Here is a 14755-nt window from a genome sequence, read left to right on the forward strand (position 1 = left end):
GCTCACCGTCGCCGTCGAGCACGGGAGGCGCAACCGGGCTGCGAAGAGAGCAGGACTGCGTCTCTTCGTCCGTACATCAGGACGACGACGCTCAGCTCGACCGGTTCGCGCACCGGCCGGGCCTGCAGGATACCGGCGTCGTCCATCGTGGTGTAGTCCTTCCCTCGTTCGCGTCCACGGCCGGGTGCATCGCACGCGACCCGCCTCCGGCCGTGACCAGACTGTGCGCTGCCCTGCCTGACGCCTAGCCCGCGCGGGAAACGGTTCGAAGGGATCAGGCGCCGAGGTTAGCCGAAGGGTCGTCAACGAACTGCCGATGGACGCGATGTGGTTCAGCCTGCTCGCGTTGGCTGTGTTCGCCCTGTTGCTCGCGGTCACCTTGGCGTTCCGCTCGATGGCCCACCGCCTGACCAGCGGCGTTCGTCGCTCACGGTTCGACCGGCGCGCAGGGACAAGGTAGCCACTAACCAGTGGTCAAGCCCACCCGGCTCGGGGTGATGGGTGGCACGTTCGACCCGATCCACCACGGCCACCTGGTCGCCGCGAGCGAGGTGGCCCCCAGGTTCGACCTCGACGAGGTCGTGTTCGTGCCCACGGGCCAGCCGTGGCAGAAGGCCGACCGTGAGGTCAGCCCGGCCGAGCATCGCTACCTGATGACCGTGGTCGCCACGGCGTCCAACCCGCGGTTCACCGTGAGTCGGGTCGACATCGACCGACCCGGTCCGACCTACACCATCGACACCCTGCGTGACCTGCAGAAGCAGCGTTCCGGGGCAGATCTGTTCTTCATGACCGGCGCCGATGCGTTTGGCTCAGATCCTGTCGTGGAAGGACGGCGGCGAGCCTGTTCGAGCTGGCCCACTTCGTCGGGTATTGGCCGGGCCACGTACTGAGACGATGCCGGGCTTGCCCGCCGACCGGGTCTCGCTGATGGAGGTGCCGGCCGCTGGCGATCTCGTCCACGGACTGCCGGGATCAGGTGGGGCCCGGAGCGAACCGGTCTGGTACCTGGTGCCGGACGGTGTCGTTCAGTACATCGCCAAATACGGGCTCTATGCCCCTGGTTCGCCGTCGACTGTTGGGGAAGGTCCATTCGGTGAGTGCTTCCGGAGCGGGCACGGGAGCCTGGCCGTCGCGCGGCGCTCGCGGCGTCCGACAAGTTGGCGTCCGACGTGGTGGCGCTTTGGACGTCGGCGAGCAGTTGGTGATCACCGACGTGTTCCTCCTCGCCTCGGCGCCCAACGATCGGCAGGTGCGCGCCATCGTCGACGCGGTGGAAGAGCGGCTGCTGGGCCTGGGGCCAAGCCGCTGCGCCGCGAAGGTGAAGCGCGAGGGCCCGCTGGGTGCTGCTCGACTTCGGCGAGATCGTGGTGCACGTGCAGCACACGGATGAGCGGCAGTACTACTCGCTGGAGCGGCTGTGGCGTGACTGTCCGCCCCTCGAGCTGCCCGTGATGCCGCGCAACCCGAGCCAGTGAGCTGGTGGTGATCTCGCAGTGAGCGCTCGACGGCTCGTTCTGCTGCGGCACGGGCGCACGGCGTCCAATGCCGAGAACCGGTTCCAGGGCCACCTCGACGTCGAGCTGGACGACGTGGGGCTGGCTCAGGCGGCCGTCGCGGCGGCCCACCTGGGCGAGCTGTTGGCGGACGCCGCGGCGCTGCGGCGCCGTCCGGGTAGTCTCCTCGGACCTGTCCCGGGCGACAGACGGCCGAGCCGCTGGCCAAGAGCGCTCGGCGTCGACCTGGAGCTGGACGACGCGCTGCGCGAAGCAGGACGGCGGGGCGTGGCAGGGGTTGTTGCGTGACGAGATCGAGCGGCGCTTCCCGGACGAGTACGGCCGCTGGATGGCGGGGGAGGACCTGGTCATCGGCGGCGGGGAGTCGCTGGGGCAGTGTTGGGTGCGCTGCGAGGGCGGTATCAGTCGGCACGCCGAGGCGATGACCGGTGAGGCGGACGGCGGCACGCTCGTGGTGGTCTCGCACGGGGCCTCGATGCGCGGGGCGATGCTGCGGCTGCTGGGTCTGATCGGGCGAGGGCGCCGAGGAGGTCGCGCGCGACCTGGCGCTCTACCGGACCTTCGACGGCTTCGGGAATGCCCATTGGGCCGAGCTGGGGGTGCGGAGCAGCGGCTGGGTGCTGGAGCGGTTCAACCTGAGCGCGCCGGACGCACCGGCGTCCTGAGCAGCGGATTGCATCTGCGTTGCATCTGCGCCTCATGGCGGAGACAATGTCGTTCATGGCAACCACAACGGTGGGATTCGCGGTGGCGGACGAGGATCAGGAGCGCCTTGCTCGGCTGGTCGAGTACTTCGGCGCAGGCAATCGCTCCGCGTATCTGAGGGCGACCCTGGCCGTGATGGAGTCGTTGGCCCGAGCCGAGAGGTTGCGCGAGCTGCAGGCCGAGAGCGCCGAACGGCTGGCGGGCGAGAACCTGAGTGATGGCGATTTGCTCGAGGGCATTCGTCGGGCCTACAAGAAGCGTCCCCGCGGCGAGCACGTGTCGAACCCGTGACCCTTCCCGGCCCGGTGGCCGTACCCGTGGTGTTCGACGTCAACGTCCTGGTGCGAGCTGTAGCTGATGGCGAGTCGGCATTTCGGAGCTGGCCTTCGCCGCCCCCCACGACCAGCAACCCCTGTGCGGATTGCCTCGGTGTGATCAACGATGCCGCTGAGTTCGGGCTGTGGCTGTCGCCCCACATCCTGGTGAACACCGCCACGGTGCTGGTCGACTACCTGCGATGGCCCACCATGCGCGCGGACGCCTATGTCGAGCTGCTGGGCGAGCTCGCGGACGCCTCGGGGGGCGGCCTGGTCGATCCACCGCCGGCCGTCGGGGATTGTCCTGATTGGGAGGACAACAGGGTGCTCGACCTCGTTCTCGCCGTCGGCGCACATCTGGTGGTGTCTGCGGACGCCGACCTGACCACGATGTCTCCGTGGCGCGGTCGACCCGTGCTCGAACCAGCGCAGTTCGCCTCGCTGGTCGACGCCTCAAGGCGTGCACGCCGCAGACCGCCCCGGCAGCGCTGACTGGTCGGCCCGGCAGGCGAGTATCGATTTGGAGTCCGGAGGGGAAGTCGGGATAGACTCACTCCGCTCCACGGGGCTGTAGCGCAGTTGGTAGCGCACCTCCATGGCATGGAGGGTCAGGGGTTCGAATCCCCTCAGCTCCACCATGGCGGTTCTACTCGAACCCCCGTCCAAAGAGACGGGATCGAGCAGCCCCGCCAAGGTTCCCCAGATAGCAGGCTCGCCGTTCGCGGTGGGCCTGTTGTCGTATGCGAGGCTGGTGGCCGCAGCGTGCTGGCGGAACGCTCGCGCGGAGGCCATGAGACCTCGGACGGGCTCGGTGTACGTCTGGTCTACGACCTTGGTCTCCAGGTCGTCGCCCCGGTCGATTAACAGCTCATCGAACATCGCCTGGTTGAGGAGCCGTCGCCCTTGATCGGGGACGCGCTGGTAGAGCGCTTGGGGATGGGCGAGCAGATCGAGTTGAGATAGCAGTACGGCAGCGCCTTGTTCCATGCCGTCGTCGGTGGCCTTGAGCCGTTTCTGGATGCCGTGCCGTTGGTTCTGGAGCCGTGTGAGGCGGGTTCGAATCTTGTCGGTGGCCAGGCTTGCATCGGCGGCAAGATCGAGCAGGTTCTCCTCCTGCACGTCGATCTTCGCCAGCTCGGCCGTCAGCTGCTCGTGGAGCAGCCTGGCGCTGGCGTTCGTGTCGTCGAGCGTCGCAGTCACGTTCGCACGGGCTCGCATGACGAAGTCCTCGGGCAGTGTCTGGGTGCCCCAATGGTCAATGACGGCGTCCTCGACATGCTCCATCGGCAGGTACGGCAGGTCGCAGATTCCGTCCTGGCGACCTCGGCAGAGGAAGTACCAGTAGTCCGCGCCATGCCGGTTCGTGACCTTCGTGATGATCAACCGCCCTCTTCTGTCGTGGGCGTGACAGCGGGCGCACCACAAGCTGCCCTTGAGGTAGTGGTCGTGGACACGCTTCCGCTCACCGGCGACGCCTCGGGCATCGAGGATCACCTGAACGTGGTCGAACAGTTCCTGGCTGACGAGCGGTTCGTGCCGCCCCGGGTACTCGATGCCCTTGAAGGTCACGATGCCGAGGTAGTACCGGTCGCGCAGCATCACGGCGAGCTTCGAGTCAGTCACCGGTCCCGCCGGGTAACGGCCGGGGCGGGTGCGCAGGCCGCGGGTCGTCAGCTCGTCGGCCAGCCGCTCGAAGCTGTACTGGTTGGTCGCGAACAGCTCAAACGCCAGGGCAACAAACGGTGCGCGTTCCTCATCCAGGACGACGGTGCGCACCTCCACGTCCCTCAAACCGCTCGCGCACGTTCGTGTAGCCGAGCTTGGCTCGGCCCAGGGTGCCGCCTCGCTTGGCCTTCTCCGCCATCTTGTAGCGGATGTCCGCGCCGTCTTCAGCCGATCGGTACTCGTTGAAGGCCGCCAGCATGCCGTGCATGAGCTGGCCGACGGGCGTCTCATCAATGCTCTCGGTGGCCGAGATGAGTGTGGTCTTGTACTTGCGCAAGCTGGCCATAACAAGGGCGTCGTCAACCCGGTTACGGTTCATCCGGGACAGCTTGTAGACGATCACGTAGTTGACGTCCCGCATCGTGCGGATGCGATGGAGCATTTCCTGGAACGCAGGCCGCTTATCCATGCTTGTGGCCGACTTGCCGGGCTCGATGTACTCCTCGACCACGCGCACGCCCAACTGGGCGGCCTTGCGCAGGCAGGCCTCGCGTTGCGCCGGGATCGAGATGCCCTCGGGGTCGTAGTCGGTCTTGACCTGACTCGGGGTGCTCACGCGCAGGTAGATCACTGCAGTGGGCGCGGCGAACGTCCCGCCGGTAGGTGTCAGCTCTGCTGTCATGTCATACCTCCTTAACGATGTAGTGGGACTTGGCATCCACCAGCCCAACCTGGAGTAGTCGGATGCGGATGGCCTTGCGGCTCACGCCAAACCGCTTGGCGAGTGCGCCCTGGTCGCGCGTGCCGGAGCGCCAGGCTGCTCGCAGCCACTTCCGTGGGACGAGGAGGCAACCGGCGAAGTAGTCGCAGACCTGTTCACGCAGCTCGTGGGCGTCCTTGGCGTACAAGATCGTCTCCATCGGATGGTCGAGGATGTGCTTGAACTCGTGAGCGAGGCTCCAGCGCTGTCGCCCCAAGCGCGCCGCTCCGTTGACGAGGATCAGCCAGCGACCGTGACTCCACTGAGTCGCCGCCATCGCCTCCGTCGGTGTCACGCGTTCAACCTGAACCAGTGGAATGGCCGCCAGTCGTTCCTCGGGGACGGGTGGCGCAACGACAGCCAGCAGACGCAGCAGCGCCTCGGCCTGCGCTTCGGCGACGTCGAGCGCCTCCGTCTGGGACAGACGGTGAAGCGGAGCCAGGTCGCGCAGCACCATGAGGGTGCCACGCATTAGCCCTGACCCTCCGGTCTCGGCAACCGGTACTTCTCATTAATCAGACGGAAGTGCGCTTCCAGCTGCTGGATTGCCTCGTCGGGTAGCTGGTACTTGGTGCGCAGGTACGGGGCGAAGCCGGGCAGCCCGTGCGGGTCGACGAAGCCTGCCTCTGAGTAGAGGTCGGCCACCTCGATGTCGAGCGCCCGCGCGATCTTGTAGAGCTGACGGGCGGTCGGTGCCCCGACGAGTCCCTTCTCTATGCGTGAAATGTAGGAGAAGTCCACGCCTGCCTTGGCGGCGAGGCCACGCATGGACAGCTTCCGCTCAGATCGTAGCTGTTGCACATATGCACCGAGCCGAGCGGCCTCATCATTTACCGGCTGTAGCTTTGTTCTAGACATTATTGACCACCTCCCAATTCCGTCCGGTCTATTCATTCTCGATTCTATAAGGAATTGTTGCCCTCGTTCCACGCTATGTTTCCTAAAGGGTAGGCTGCCCTTATCGTCTAGAATTGGAATATCAGACATTGACTTTGACTGTTGGGTGAGTGCGGGAGGAGAAAGCAATATGCTTCCCCCTCCCGCACCGATACACGGCCTGATTCTCAGGACGTGCTGGGGCGGCGGCTGCGCCCGCGAGGCTCCTCGCCTGCGGGCTCGCTCGTCGCCGGGGTCGGGCCCATGAGAGCCTGCAGCGCAGCGCGCTTGGTCGCGGCCTCCTGCTCCATCGCCGCGAGCGCCTTGGCCGCCTGAGCCGCCAGATCACCGCCGTCACGCTTGGCGGCGATGAGGTGCTGGACTGCCATCCGGAGGGTGTCGTTGAGCGACAGTTCCTCCAGCGCCGCGATGAGCACGAGCTGCGCGTGCTCATCGTCAGGCAGCCGCACCGCGATGGTCTTGTACCCGCGTCCGCTTGGTTCGGACATCGGACCTCCTCGGTGGGATTGCAGCCGGCCACCCGGGATGGATGACGAGTACGGCTGCAGGCCACCGGCGAGGGGCCTCACGCTGCCGCTGCCATGGGCGGGCCATCCGCTAAACCCAGGCGCTGCTGGGCCAGCCGCACATAGTCCGGGTTCAGCTCGATGCCCAGCCAGTCGCGGCCGAGTTCCTGGGCTACCAGCCCGACGGTGCCGGAGCCGAAGAACGGGTCGAGCACGACGCCTGGCCTGGGGTCGACCGCAAGGCCGCACGACGGCCCAGCGGTGGTCAGCTGCGTGGCCTGGTCTGGTGCGCACGGCAGACCGCAGTGGCTGCACACCCAGCGGGGGCAGGTCGCCAGGATGGGCCGCCGCACGAGTACGGGTGGGAAGGTGGCGAAGTGCGCGCCCGGGAAGCTGCTCGTCGCCGTGCGCCAGACGTCGCCGGGGTTCTTGCCGAGCGGGTGACCAGCGCGACCCTCAGCCTTCAGCAGGGCGAGTCCAGACCGGCTGGCAGCCAGCGGTCCCGTCCAACCCTCCGCTACCTGCCTGGCGGTCGGAGAAGGTGGTGATGTCCGGGTGCGCGAGACGCTCCGGTGCGGCTCCCGGATGGCGTCGAGGTCGAAGTAGTAGGCGGGCGACCGGACCAGCAGGAACAGCACTTCCCAGTTCAAGGCGAGTCGGTCCCGCACCGAGGTAGGCATAGCGTTCGTCTTCGCCCAGATGACCTTGTTGCGCACGACCCAGCCGTCTTCGGCCAGGGCCAGTACCAGCCGCTCCGGAGCCAGCAGCAGGCTCTTGGGTGCCGCGCCATAGCGCTGGTGCGTCGAGAAGCTATCGCCCAGGTTGAGTCAGAACGCGCCCGTCGGCTTGAGCACCCGCGCCATGCCTCGGGCGACAGCCCGCAGCCCGATGACCCATTCCCCGACGCTGCCCTCCAGGCCGAGCTGGCCGCTCGTTCCGTAGTCGCGCAGCGCGAAGTACGGCGGAGATGTGACGACGCAGTCGACGGATGCCTCGGGTAGCCCACCGAGCCGGGTCAGGGCGTCGCCGGTCAGGATGCGGTTGCGTACAAGCTCCTCCATCTATGCCGCCCCCTGCTTGAGCCGGGCGACGGCCTCGGACTGGAGCGCGACCAGGAAAACGCTCTTGAGCGTCAGGGGCTGGCGCTCGATCACTTTGGATACGACGCGTGCTCGGGTGGTGTCGGGAACGAGCCAGAGCACCTTGGGGTAGATCCCGTGCTGCGCCTGTTCCTTCCCTGAGCGCATGTAGCCCAGGTACTGCTCCATCTTTCGGCCGAGCACCGCAGCCGACTCGGTGCTGCGATCGATCTCCAGGAACCAGTGATCTTCGTAGCCGTCGACCCGCAGGACGGTGTAGGCGTCCGGCCGCAGCGTGGCGCGGACACCGCCGACCCCGAAGAAGCTGCGCCAGCACATCGGTTCGCCCTCGTACTCCCGGATGCCCAGCTCGCCCCGGCGTTCCGCCTGAACGATGTCGACGTAGGTCTGGGTCAGCGCGAGGGCGTGGTCGACGTAGGCCGGTCCAACGGCGCGTGGCGGCCGTGGGCGACGTCCGGAGGCCTGGTCGACCACCCGCTGCCCGGCGACGTCCAGGGCGTACACGTGGCCTCTGGAACCCGCTCGGACGCCCCCAATGACGCGGGGCAGACGGGTCACTAGTCGTCGCTCGGCCAGGCTCCGTAGGACGTCCTGGGCGCGCCGCCGGGTGATGTCCGTGCAGTGGAGATCTTCAAGATGAGTCGAGGTAGCCAGCCGTACCTTGGCGAGCGTATGGATGACCTGCCAGTCCCGGTTGGTGAGTTCCAGGCGGACGCGAGCCAAGCGCCTGCGCGTGATAGAAGTCGTCATGACGTCACCTCCAGAGATGACAAGACATTCCCGGGCGTTTTCGCGCTGCAAACGGCCTGTGGCCTGGGAGAACGCGCCCGAGCAATCGACGCGAACTGATGAGCGAGCGGATGGTCGGCGCGCTGGTTTGGGTAGAGGGCTGAGGTGCTCATCGGCGAGCCTTCCGTCCCGTTGGGGCAGCGTCCGGCGTGCCCCGGTGCCGGGCGTTTATCGCTGCCTCAACCTGCCCGCGATCCGCGCCGTAGTAGCTGCGTGAGCGCAACCGGGCGGTCGCGGCCACGCCAGTCACTGGAGGCGGCGGGAGGGTAACGGCGGTGGCAGGTGGGGCAACCCGCGCGCCTGTGGCGAGCGTCGTGACGACCTCGTAGCGGCCGAGCGCCTGCAGATCCGTGGCCTTCACGTGCGGTGCCAGTTCCCGGGCCAGCACCCCAGCGTCGTGGGCGGCCACCTGGAAGATGACCCGGCTTCGGGCGTTAGCCAGGACGGCCTCGCGCACGCTCGTGGGGAGCTGGCCGAGGTGCTGGTGCGCCAGTGTCAGCCCGAGGCCGAGCCCCCGGGCCTGCGCCAGGATCGTCTCAATGCCGGCCGGCAGGTGCAGGTAGTCCTGGAACTCGTCGATGTAGGCGAACGTCGCCGGCCGCTCGGACGAAGGCAGTCCGGCCCGCTTCTGCACGGCCTGCCACAGTCGCGTGACGACGAGCGACCCGAGGAGTGCTGCGGCTTCCTCGCCGAGCAGACCCTTGGACAGCGGCACGAGCACGATGGCTCGCTCGGCCAGCGCCCGGTCGAAGTCGAACGTCGGCTCGGCCTGCCCAATGATGTTGCGCAGGCGCTTGCGCAGCAGGAACGTGCGCAGCTTGTTCATGACCGGGCCAATGGCGTTAGTCCGCTCGCCGTCACTCAGAGCGTCGTACCAGGCCCAGAACGGGCCGAGGGCAACGGGATCGTTGATGCGTCCGACGAGGGGCCAGCGGAAGCTCGGGTCGGTGAGTAGTAGTGGCACTTCGGCGAGCGTCATGCGTGGCACCCCGACGAGGGTCAGGAGCGCTGCCCTGAGGATGTCGTCAGTTCGCGGCCCCCAGGAGTCCTTGTAGAGGTCGTGGAAGATGCTGACGACCTGGTCCACCACGAGCTCGGGGCTGTCGTCGGGACGAGCCAGCAAGTTGAGCCCGACGGGCCGCTCCTCGTCGGCCGGGTCCAGCACGACGACGTCGCCGGTTCGCTCCGGCGGGATGCGGTCGAGCACATCCGCGACGAGGTCGCCCTTCGGGTCCACCACGATGACTCCCCGCCCGGCCTGCATGTCTTGGGAGATGAGCCCCAGCAGCAGCGTCGACTTGCCTGCGCCCGTCGGACCAATGACGTGCAAGTGCCGCAGCGAGTCCGGCAGTGACAGAGCGAGGTTGCGTTCGACGCCCGGGAACGACGAGCGGGCGACGACCCGGCCGTAGCTGGGGATCTCGGAGATGGGGGCGAGGGCAGGGGTGCCGCTCGCGACGAGGCCAGGCAGCATGACGTCGGCCAGAGGCACGCCAAGCAGTCCGACGAGCTCGTCAGCGTTGAGCAGCGCGGGTGTTGCGACGAGGGGCGTCAGATGGCGGTGCATCATCGAGGCGACCCAACGGCTCGGCCACCACGACCGGTACAAGTGAGCACCCGGCACGTTGGCGGTGTGCAGCGACGCGAGCACCTGCGCCCGCAGCGACCGTGCCCGGCCAGTCGAAGCCGCCACCACCCCAACGCGGCCCGTCGCGATGAAGACGGGCGCGGCGTGCTTGCGCTTCCAGTCGGCCACGGCCGCCTGATCCATGGGTGGCGTCGACACAGCCCGCTCAATCACCTGGGGTAGCAGCCCTCGGTTACTGCTCCGCCGGGCCGGCGTGGCGGTTGGGATAGCGCCCGACGGGCCGGCGGGCTGGAGCACCCACTGCACCTTGATCGTCTCGCCGTCCCGCAAGGGCTGGAGGCTCGACAGCAGTGCAGCGGCCACCCGCGGCGTCGCGCCCTCGGCCAGTACCCGGTGTGCTCCGCGCTGACCGAGCTGACAGGCCAGGCTCACCTGCGGCGGCTGGTAGGAAGGGTCCTCGGCGACCCGGGCGCCGGGGACGGCCGCCCGCAGCGCCGACAGCACGGTGGCGGCGTGAATCTGCCGCACCAGCAGGTGGTGGATGATCCCGTCCGCCGTCGCGGTGACCTCCCAGGCGATGGCACGCACAGAGAATGGCCGCTGCCAGCGGTAGGCCACGAGGCCGGAGACTCCAGCCAGGAGGTCGGCGACCTGCGCCGGGCTCGTGCCGCGCGGGAAGGTCACGGCGTACGCCACGAGTTCCTCGCTGAAGCGTGCCCGACTCCCGGCGCGCACCGTCAGGGTGACGAACACAAACACCATGCATAGCCATGAGAGCCAGAAGATAATGAGGGCAAGATCGTTCATAGGTCACCTCCCGTCTCGTACCTGGTAGTGGAAGTAGCGGGCTTGGCGGTGCGCTCCTTGGCCTCCAGTTCCCGGGCTAGTTCGATAAGTGCAAGCACGAACAGATGCACGTCCGGGTCCTTGCGTCGAATCCCAGTTACTTTGATGATTCTTGCCATATACCCCTCCTCACAAGCTCAAATACACGTGGCTGCTCCGCAACACAGATCTGCTTGTCGCTCGTAATTGCGAGGACGCCGAGCTACCACGTGGGATTAGTTATACGTTGCAGGCATGCCACATTTCTTTAGGCGAAATGCAGGCGCGCCTGTCTCACGGCATCTGCAATTTCCTGGACGAATGCACAGGTACATGATTAGCGGTGCCGAGTCACGGGCTAAGGGGTCGCCGGCCCCTGCACGTCTGCAGCCCGGGCTGCCGCGATTGCCGCGCGTACTCGCGCTCCGGAAGCAGCCAGGTTCGCCTCTGCAAGCCTCCGCCGCACCGTTGGCTCGCCTGCGTCCGGGCGCAGCGTCCGTGTCTGATCCACCATGGCGGCCAGCGTCGCCGCATCCGCCCGCTCCCGGCGCGGCGGAGTGCGCCGTGGCCGCCGAGCCCGCTGCTTAGTAAGGCGGGGCGGCTCGACAGCGGACGCCGCGATACGTGATTCGGGCAACCCGGAAGCTGCCTCCCGCGAAACCGGCTCGGGCGTCTCGGAGGACATAGGCTGATCTTCGGGAATCGGGACGGGCAGCGTGACAGCCGCCACCGCCCGGTCTGCCACCCCAGCCACGTGCCACAACACGGATGCCGCGCCGAGCACCGCAACCGGCAGACAGGAAACCGCCGTCACCACCCACCACGGCGCGGCCGTCACGCCGGCCGCCGTCAGCAGGTGGTACGCCACCTGTCCGGCCATACCAAGCAGGAGCGCCGCCGCCGCTGAGGCCCAGGTGTAGCGCCGCGCCCCGGAGGAGAGCGTCCGGCCGCTCGTCGCCACCGCGAGGGCGTACACCGCGTACGCCTCCACGCCTACCGGCAGCGTGATGGCCGTGTTGATCACGAGCCCGTCCCAGATCCCCGGCAGCGGGTGAACGAGGCCGAAGCCGGTGAGTGAGCCGAGGCCCACCCACCCGGACCAGGTCGCCGTCCCCGCCGACGCCCCGATGATGATGAGCGGCCAGCGCGACCGCCTCGGGCTACTCATCGTTCGTCCCGGTCGACGTGCTCAACAGGCCGCCGTCCGGGCCAGCTATCCAGCGCCCCGTCATGGCTTGCGACCAAGCGAGAGACGACCCATTCGGCCACCGGCACAGCAACGGCGTTGCCCATCTGCGTGTAGCGATGGCCGTCTGCCTGGCCGTCAGTCCAGCCGTCCGGGAATCCTTGAAGCCGCTCACACTCGACAGGAGTCAATCGGCGGACGGTCGACGCAACGAGTATTTCGTCGTTGGCCTTGCCTTCGCGGTGATGCATGCTGACGGCAAGAGACGCGACGGCGTGACGATCCCCCCTGGTCAGGGTATTCATCGGGTCGCCCGCGCCTCCGATGCCCAGGCCGTTGCCTTTGCCGTCTTGCTTGTCGCCCCGTTTGCCTGCGTGGCGAGTGGCCTGGTCGTGAATCGGGAGGACGACGGACGCGCTCTCGACGACAACCTTGTTTTCGTTGACGTACTGGCTTCCGACGCCCTTGAAATCGCGAGCCGCGAGCGACCCTACGATGCTGGAGCCGAGGATGCCAGGGCTTCGAGGGCTGCCTGCAGTTGGGCTGGCAATGTCTTTCCGCGCGCCGCCGCTCTGCGCAAGATACCAACGGCGGCCAGGGACGAGAGCGAGTATCTCGCTAGGTGACCGCCAGTGTGCTCCAAGACTTCCGACAATGAAGACGCGACGCCTCCGTTGTGGGACTCCGAAGTATTGAGCGTTAAGCACTCGCCAGCTGACGCTATACCCGAGCTCAACCAGCGTGGCAACGACGGTTCCCATGTCCTCCCCGCGACGAGACGAGAGAAGCCCAGGGACGTTTTCGAGAATGAAGTAGCGCGACTGCGTCTCCCCCAGCAGGCGGACAATGTGCCAGAAGAGTCCTGATCGTTGTCCAGCCAAGCCTTCACGTCGTCCTGCCACGCTGAGGTCTTGGCACGGGAACCCTCCGGTGATGATGCCTGCCTCGGGACGAAAGCCCGCTTGAATGAGTTGTCCACCCGTTACCTCCTTGATGTCGCCAAATAGAACCGAGTTGGGGAATCGCCTGGACAGGACAGTGCTTGCCTGCTTGTCGATTTCCACGGAAGCGGCCACCCTGACGCCGTTGCGTTCGAGTGCGAGGTCGAAGCCGCCGACCCCAGCGAAGAGTGAGACCGCCGTCAACTGGCTCATGGGGTCACCGTCCGCACTCCAGGCGTCGCGATCTCGACGTCGCAGTCCACCTCGTTGCCCCAGGCGTCCCAGCCCGGCTGCTTCCGCCTCGCAAACAGATCCAGGTACGGCCCCGGCGAGCAGCGCTCGATGATCGCGTACTGCTCTTCGGGCTTGTGGCTGTGGTCCTGGAGCGGGGCGTACGTCCACGTGCCTTGACCCTTGAACTGCACCGGAGCCTTGCCCCGCACACCAAGCAGCAGGTGCTCGGTCTGGTTGCGCAGGTAGTGCCCCATGCCGAACCGCGGCTTGATCCAGGTCAGGCACGACCGATACGAGAAGCCCCACGCCTCCATGACCGAGATCTGCTCGAAGATGTCGGAGTTCGTCACCCATAGCCACAGGTGCGCGTCGTCTTCGGCCAGCTCGCCGACGGGCAAGGCGCGGATGGTGTCGAGCGGCATGAGTGGGTAGTGGTCCGACGGGCCACCACGGCCGACGAGGTTTTTGGTGCCCCACGGCGGATCGGCAAGGATCGTCCGGTACCGCGTCTCCGCGCTCACCTGGACCACCGCCCGCCCGTAATGAGCATTGCCACGGCCGCCACGATGAGCAGCGTCTCCAGCGCCGGGAGCACCGGAGCCGCCACCCAGTCGAGGACGCGCACCGTCACGACGACCGCGATGCCGAGCACAGCCATCCACGCCAGCCGCTTCATCGGTAGCTCCGGCGTTCCATCGACTGATCCTCTAGACGACGCAAGCGAGAGATCGCCCGCTCGGCAATCTCGTCGAGTCGGGCAAGATGTGCGTCCAACTCATACGAAGCAACCCGGCTGGGCTCTGAACTCACGCGAACCCCCGAAGGCGAAGCGCCGGGCGCCCTCTCCCGCCGGGGATGCGGTAGGTGAGACGTCCGGATTCGGGCCGGCTGGGAGCGTTGCCGCAGCTGACTCGCCACCCACACCCCTAGCCCAGTAATGACCGGGAGACTGACCACGGACACGAGAGCCGCCAGCTCGACGAGCGTCGACTGATTCACCGCGGCCCCCGTGTCATGTAGCGCCCAATGGCCTGCGCACTCGCCAGGGCGTAGACGCTCAAGATCTCGCGACAGGTGTACTCGGCGTCGCGGTCGCCTTGAATGATGCGCCGGGCCTCGTGATGGAGTTCCCCCACGTGCTGCATGGCCTGACTGGCGAGGATCTTGCCGTTGGTCAGCGACAGCTCAATCTCGCGAGCCTCCCGGTTGGCCGCCACCTCTTGCGCCGCATCCGAAACTGCCGCCTCGTCCTTCATACGCTCGATCTGTTGGCGGGCTCGCCAGTCGAGCTGGCGACTGTTGTCGTCGTATCGGGATAGGCGATGCCCGTCCGGGTCGAAGCCGCCACTCATCACGCTCACAGCTCCTCCTCGGGGGTGAGAGTGCGGGGCCGACGGGGCGGGTTGCACGTCTCGCACCCACCCGATGAGCGGCGGCCGAATTCACCTGCGCACTCCGGGCAGCCCCAGTGTTGAGAAATCATCCGAGCGGCGGCCGTTCCGCAAACGCGAATTCGGCGCAGCGCTCCATTTTCAGATCCCATACCTGCCTCCAGATCTCGATAAATGGCCTACTCGTTGGTACGAGTGGCCGAGGGATCTCAAGGTATGAAGTTGGGAGGCCAAAACATAGATCGATTTGATCTGTTAGTCGGTAGGCGACTCGCTTCGATTCGGAAATGAAGACGACATTTCCTAGAATGAGTCTGCAACTCAGTTATGAACT

The 14755-nt window shown here is 66.9% G+C and carries 14 protein-coding genes, 1 tRNA gene and 5 pseudogenes; 7 read left to right on the plus strand and 13 right to left on the minus strand.

Annotated features, from left to right (window positions below; all coding sequences use genetic code 11):
• Positions 1–316 precede the first annotated feature (316 nt).
• The 7 genes and pseudogenes from IPK24_18905 to IPK24_18935 all read left to right on the plus strand — a co-directional run bounded on the left by IPK24_18905 (position 317) and on the right by IPK24_18935 (position 3177).
• Positions 317–460 carry a hypothetical protein gene (locus IPK24_18905; protein ID MBK8077582.1) on the plus strand — a complete coding sequence of 48 codons (144 nt, stop codon included), beginning with the start codon at positions 317–319 and terminating at the stop codon, positions 458–460.
• A 37-nt stretch (positions 461–497) separates the two neighbouring features.
• A pseudogene (locus IPK24_18910) lies at positions 498–1062 on the plus strand (nicotinate-nucleotide adenylyltransferase).
• A 38-nt stretch (positions 1063–1100) separates the two neighbouring features.
• A pseudogene (gene rsfS / locus IPK24_18915) lies at positions 1101–1478 on the plus strand (ribosome silencing factor).
• An 18-nt stretch (positions 1479–1496) separates the two neighbouring features.
• Positions 1497–1622 (plus strand): annotated as a pseudogene (locus IPK24_18920) (histidine phosphatase family protein).
• Positions 1623–2237: 615 nt separating this feature from the next.
• Positions 2238–2513 (plus strand): hypothetical protein, encoded by a 276-nt coding sequence (locus tag IPK24_18925; protein ID MBK8077583.1) that lies wholly within the window; start codon positions 2238–2240, stop codon positions 2511–2513.
• A 140-nt stretch (positions 2514–2653) separates the two neighbouring features.
• Positions 2654–3031, plus strand: coding sequence for a hypothetical protein (locus tag IPK24_18930; GenBank protein ID MBK8077584.1), 378 nt, complete (start codon positions 2654–2656; stop codon positions 3029–3031).
• Between the two features lie 72 nt (positions 3032–3103).
• Positions 3104–3177, plus strand: a tRNA-Ala gene (locus IPK24_18935).
• A gap of 610 nt (positions 3178–3787) precedes the next feature.
• Here IPK24_18935 and IPK24_18940 read toward each other — a convergent pair.
• The 13 genes and pseudogenes from IPK24_18940 to IPK24_19000 all read right to left on the minus strand — a co-directional run bounded on the left by IPK24_18940 (position 3788) and on the right by IPK24_19000 (position 14391).
• A pseudogene (locus IPK24_18940) lies at positions 3788–4135 on the minus strand (recombinase zinc beta ribbon domain-containing protein).
• 157 nt (positions 4136–4292) lie between these two features.
• Entirely contained in the window at positions 4293–4886 is a 594-nt protein-coding gene (locus IPK24_18945) for a recombinase family protein (protein MBK8077585.1), read from the minus strand.
• 1 nt (position 4887) lies between these two features.
• On the minus strand, positions 4888–5421 hold the full coding sequence (locus IPK24_18950; GenBank protein MBK8077586.1) for an ImmA/IrrE family metallo-endopeptidase: 534 nt from the start codon (positions 5419–5421) through the stop codon (positions 4888–4890).
• A 14-nt stretch (positions 5422–5435) separates the two neighbouring features.
• A complete protein-coding gene (locus IPK24_18955; protein ID MBK8077587.1) occupies positions 5436–5765 on the minus strand; it encodes a helix-turn-helix transcriptional regulator in 330 nt (109 codons plus the stop codon).
• 263 nt (positions 5766–6028) lie between these two features.
• Positions 6029–6349, minus strand: coding sequence for a hypothetical protein (locus IPK24_18960; GenBank protein ID MBK8077588.1), 321 nt, complete (start codon positions 6347–6349; stop codon positions 6029–6031).
• A 77-nt stretch (positions 6350–6426) separates the two neighbouring features.
• Positions 6427–7428 (minus strand): annotated as a pseudogene (locus IPK24_18965) (site-specific DNA-methyltransferase).
• Positions 7429–8217: a replication-relaxation family protein gene (locus IPK24_18970; GenBank protein ID MBK8077589.1), complete on the minus strand. Its 789-nt coding sequence runs from the start codon at positions 8215–8217 to the stop codon at positions 7429–7431.
• 148 nt (positions 8218–8365) lie between these two features.
• Positions 8366–10651, minus strand: coding sequence for a type IV secretion system DNA-binding domain-containing protein (locus IPK24_18975; GenBank protein ID MBK8077590.1), 2286 nt, complete (start codon positions 10649–10651; stop codon positions 8366–8368).
• 376 nt (positions 10652–11027) lie between these two features.
• On the minus strand, positions 11028–11837 hold the full coding sequence (locus IPK24_18980) for a hypothetical protein (protein MBK8077591.1): 810 nt from the start codon (positions 11835–11837) through the stop codon (positions 11028–11030).
• A complete protein-coding gene (locus IPK24_18985; GenBank protein MBK8077592.1) occupies positions 11834–13009 on the minus strand; it encodes a DNA cytosine methyltransferase in 1176 nt (391 codons plus the stop codon). Before IPK24_18985 ends, IPK24_18980 begins: the two co-directional genes overlap by 4 nt.
• Positions 13006–13560, minus strand: a complete 555-nt coding sequence (locus tag IPK24_18990) for a methyltransferase (GenBank protein MBK8077593.1) — start codon at positions 13558–13560, stop codon at positions 13006–13008. The genes IPK24_18985 and IPK24_18990 overlap by 4 nt, the downstream gene beginning before the upstream one ends.
• Positions 13548–13706 (minus strand): hypothetical protein, encoded by a 159-nt coding sequence (locus IPK24_18995; protein ID MBK8077594.1) that lies wholly within the window; start codon positions 13704–13706, stop codon positions 13548–13550. Before IPK24_18995 ends, IPK24_18990 begins: the two co-directional genes overlap by 13 nt.
• 319 nt (positions 13707–14025) lie before the next feature.
• Positions 14026–14391 carry a hypothetical protein gene (locus IPK24_19000; GenBank protein MBK8077595.1) on the minus strand — a complete coding sequence of 122 codons (366 nt, stop codon included), beginning with the start codon at positions 14389–14391 and terminating at the stop codon, positions 14026–14028.
• Between the last annotated feature and the right edge of the window lie 364 nt (positions 14392–14755).

Source organism: Kineosporiaceae bacterium (assembly GCA_016713225.1).
Lineage (GTDB): Bacteria > Actinomycetota > Actinomycetes > Actinomycetales > Kineosporiaceae > JADJPO01.

Excerpts from the sequence above, each read along its gene's own strand:
- IPK24_18980 (MBK8077591.1), bottom strand. The coding sequence starts at position 11,837 with ATGAGTAGCCCGAGGCGGTCGCGCTGGCCGCTCATCATCATCGGGGCG.
- IPK24_18945 (MBK8077585.1), bottom strand. The coding sequence starts at position 4,886 with ATGACAGCAGAGCTGACACCTACCGGCGGGACGTTCGCCGCGCCCACT.
- IPK24_18960 (MBK8077588.1), bottom strand. The coding sequence starts at position 6,349 with ATGTCCGAACCAAGCGGACGCGGGTACAAGACCATCGCGGTGCGGCTG.
- IPK24_18905 (MBK8077582.1), top strand. The coding sequence starts at position 317 with ATGGACGCGATGTGGTTCAGCCTGCTCGCGTTGGCTGTGTTCGCCCTG.
- IPK24_18975 (MBK8077590.1), bottom strand. The coding sequence starts at position 10,651 with ATGAACGATCTTGCCCTCATTATCTTCTGGCTCTCATGGCTATGCATG.
- IPK24_18925 (MBK8077583.1), top strand. The coding sequence starts at position 2,238 with ATGGCAACCACAACGGTGGGATTCGCGGTGGCGGACGAGGATCAGGAG.
- IPK24_18985 (MBK8077592.1), bottom strand. The coding sequence starts at position 13,009 with ATGAGCCAGTTGACGGCGGTCTCACTCTTCGCTGGGGTCGGCGGCTTC.
- IPK24_18995 (MBK8077594.1), bottom strand. The coding sequence starts at position 13,706 with ATGAAGCGGCTGGCGTGGATGGCTGTGCTCGGCATCGCGGTCGTCGTG.
- IPK24_18970 (MBK8077589.1), bottom strand. The coding sequence starts at position 8,217 with ATGACGACTTCTATCACGCGCAGGCGCTTGGCTCGCGTCCGCCTGGAA.
- IPK24_18950 (MBK8077586.1), bottom strand. The coding sequence starts at position 5,421 with ATGGTGCTGCGCGACCTGGCTCCGCTTCACCGTCTGTCCCAGACGGAG.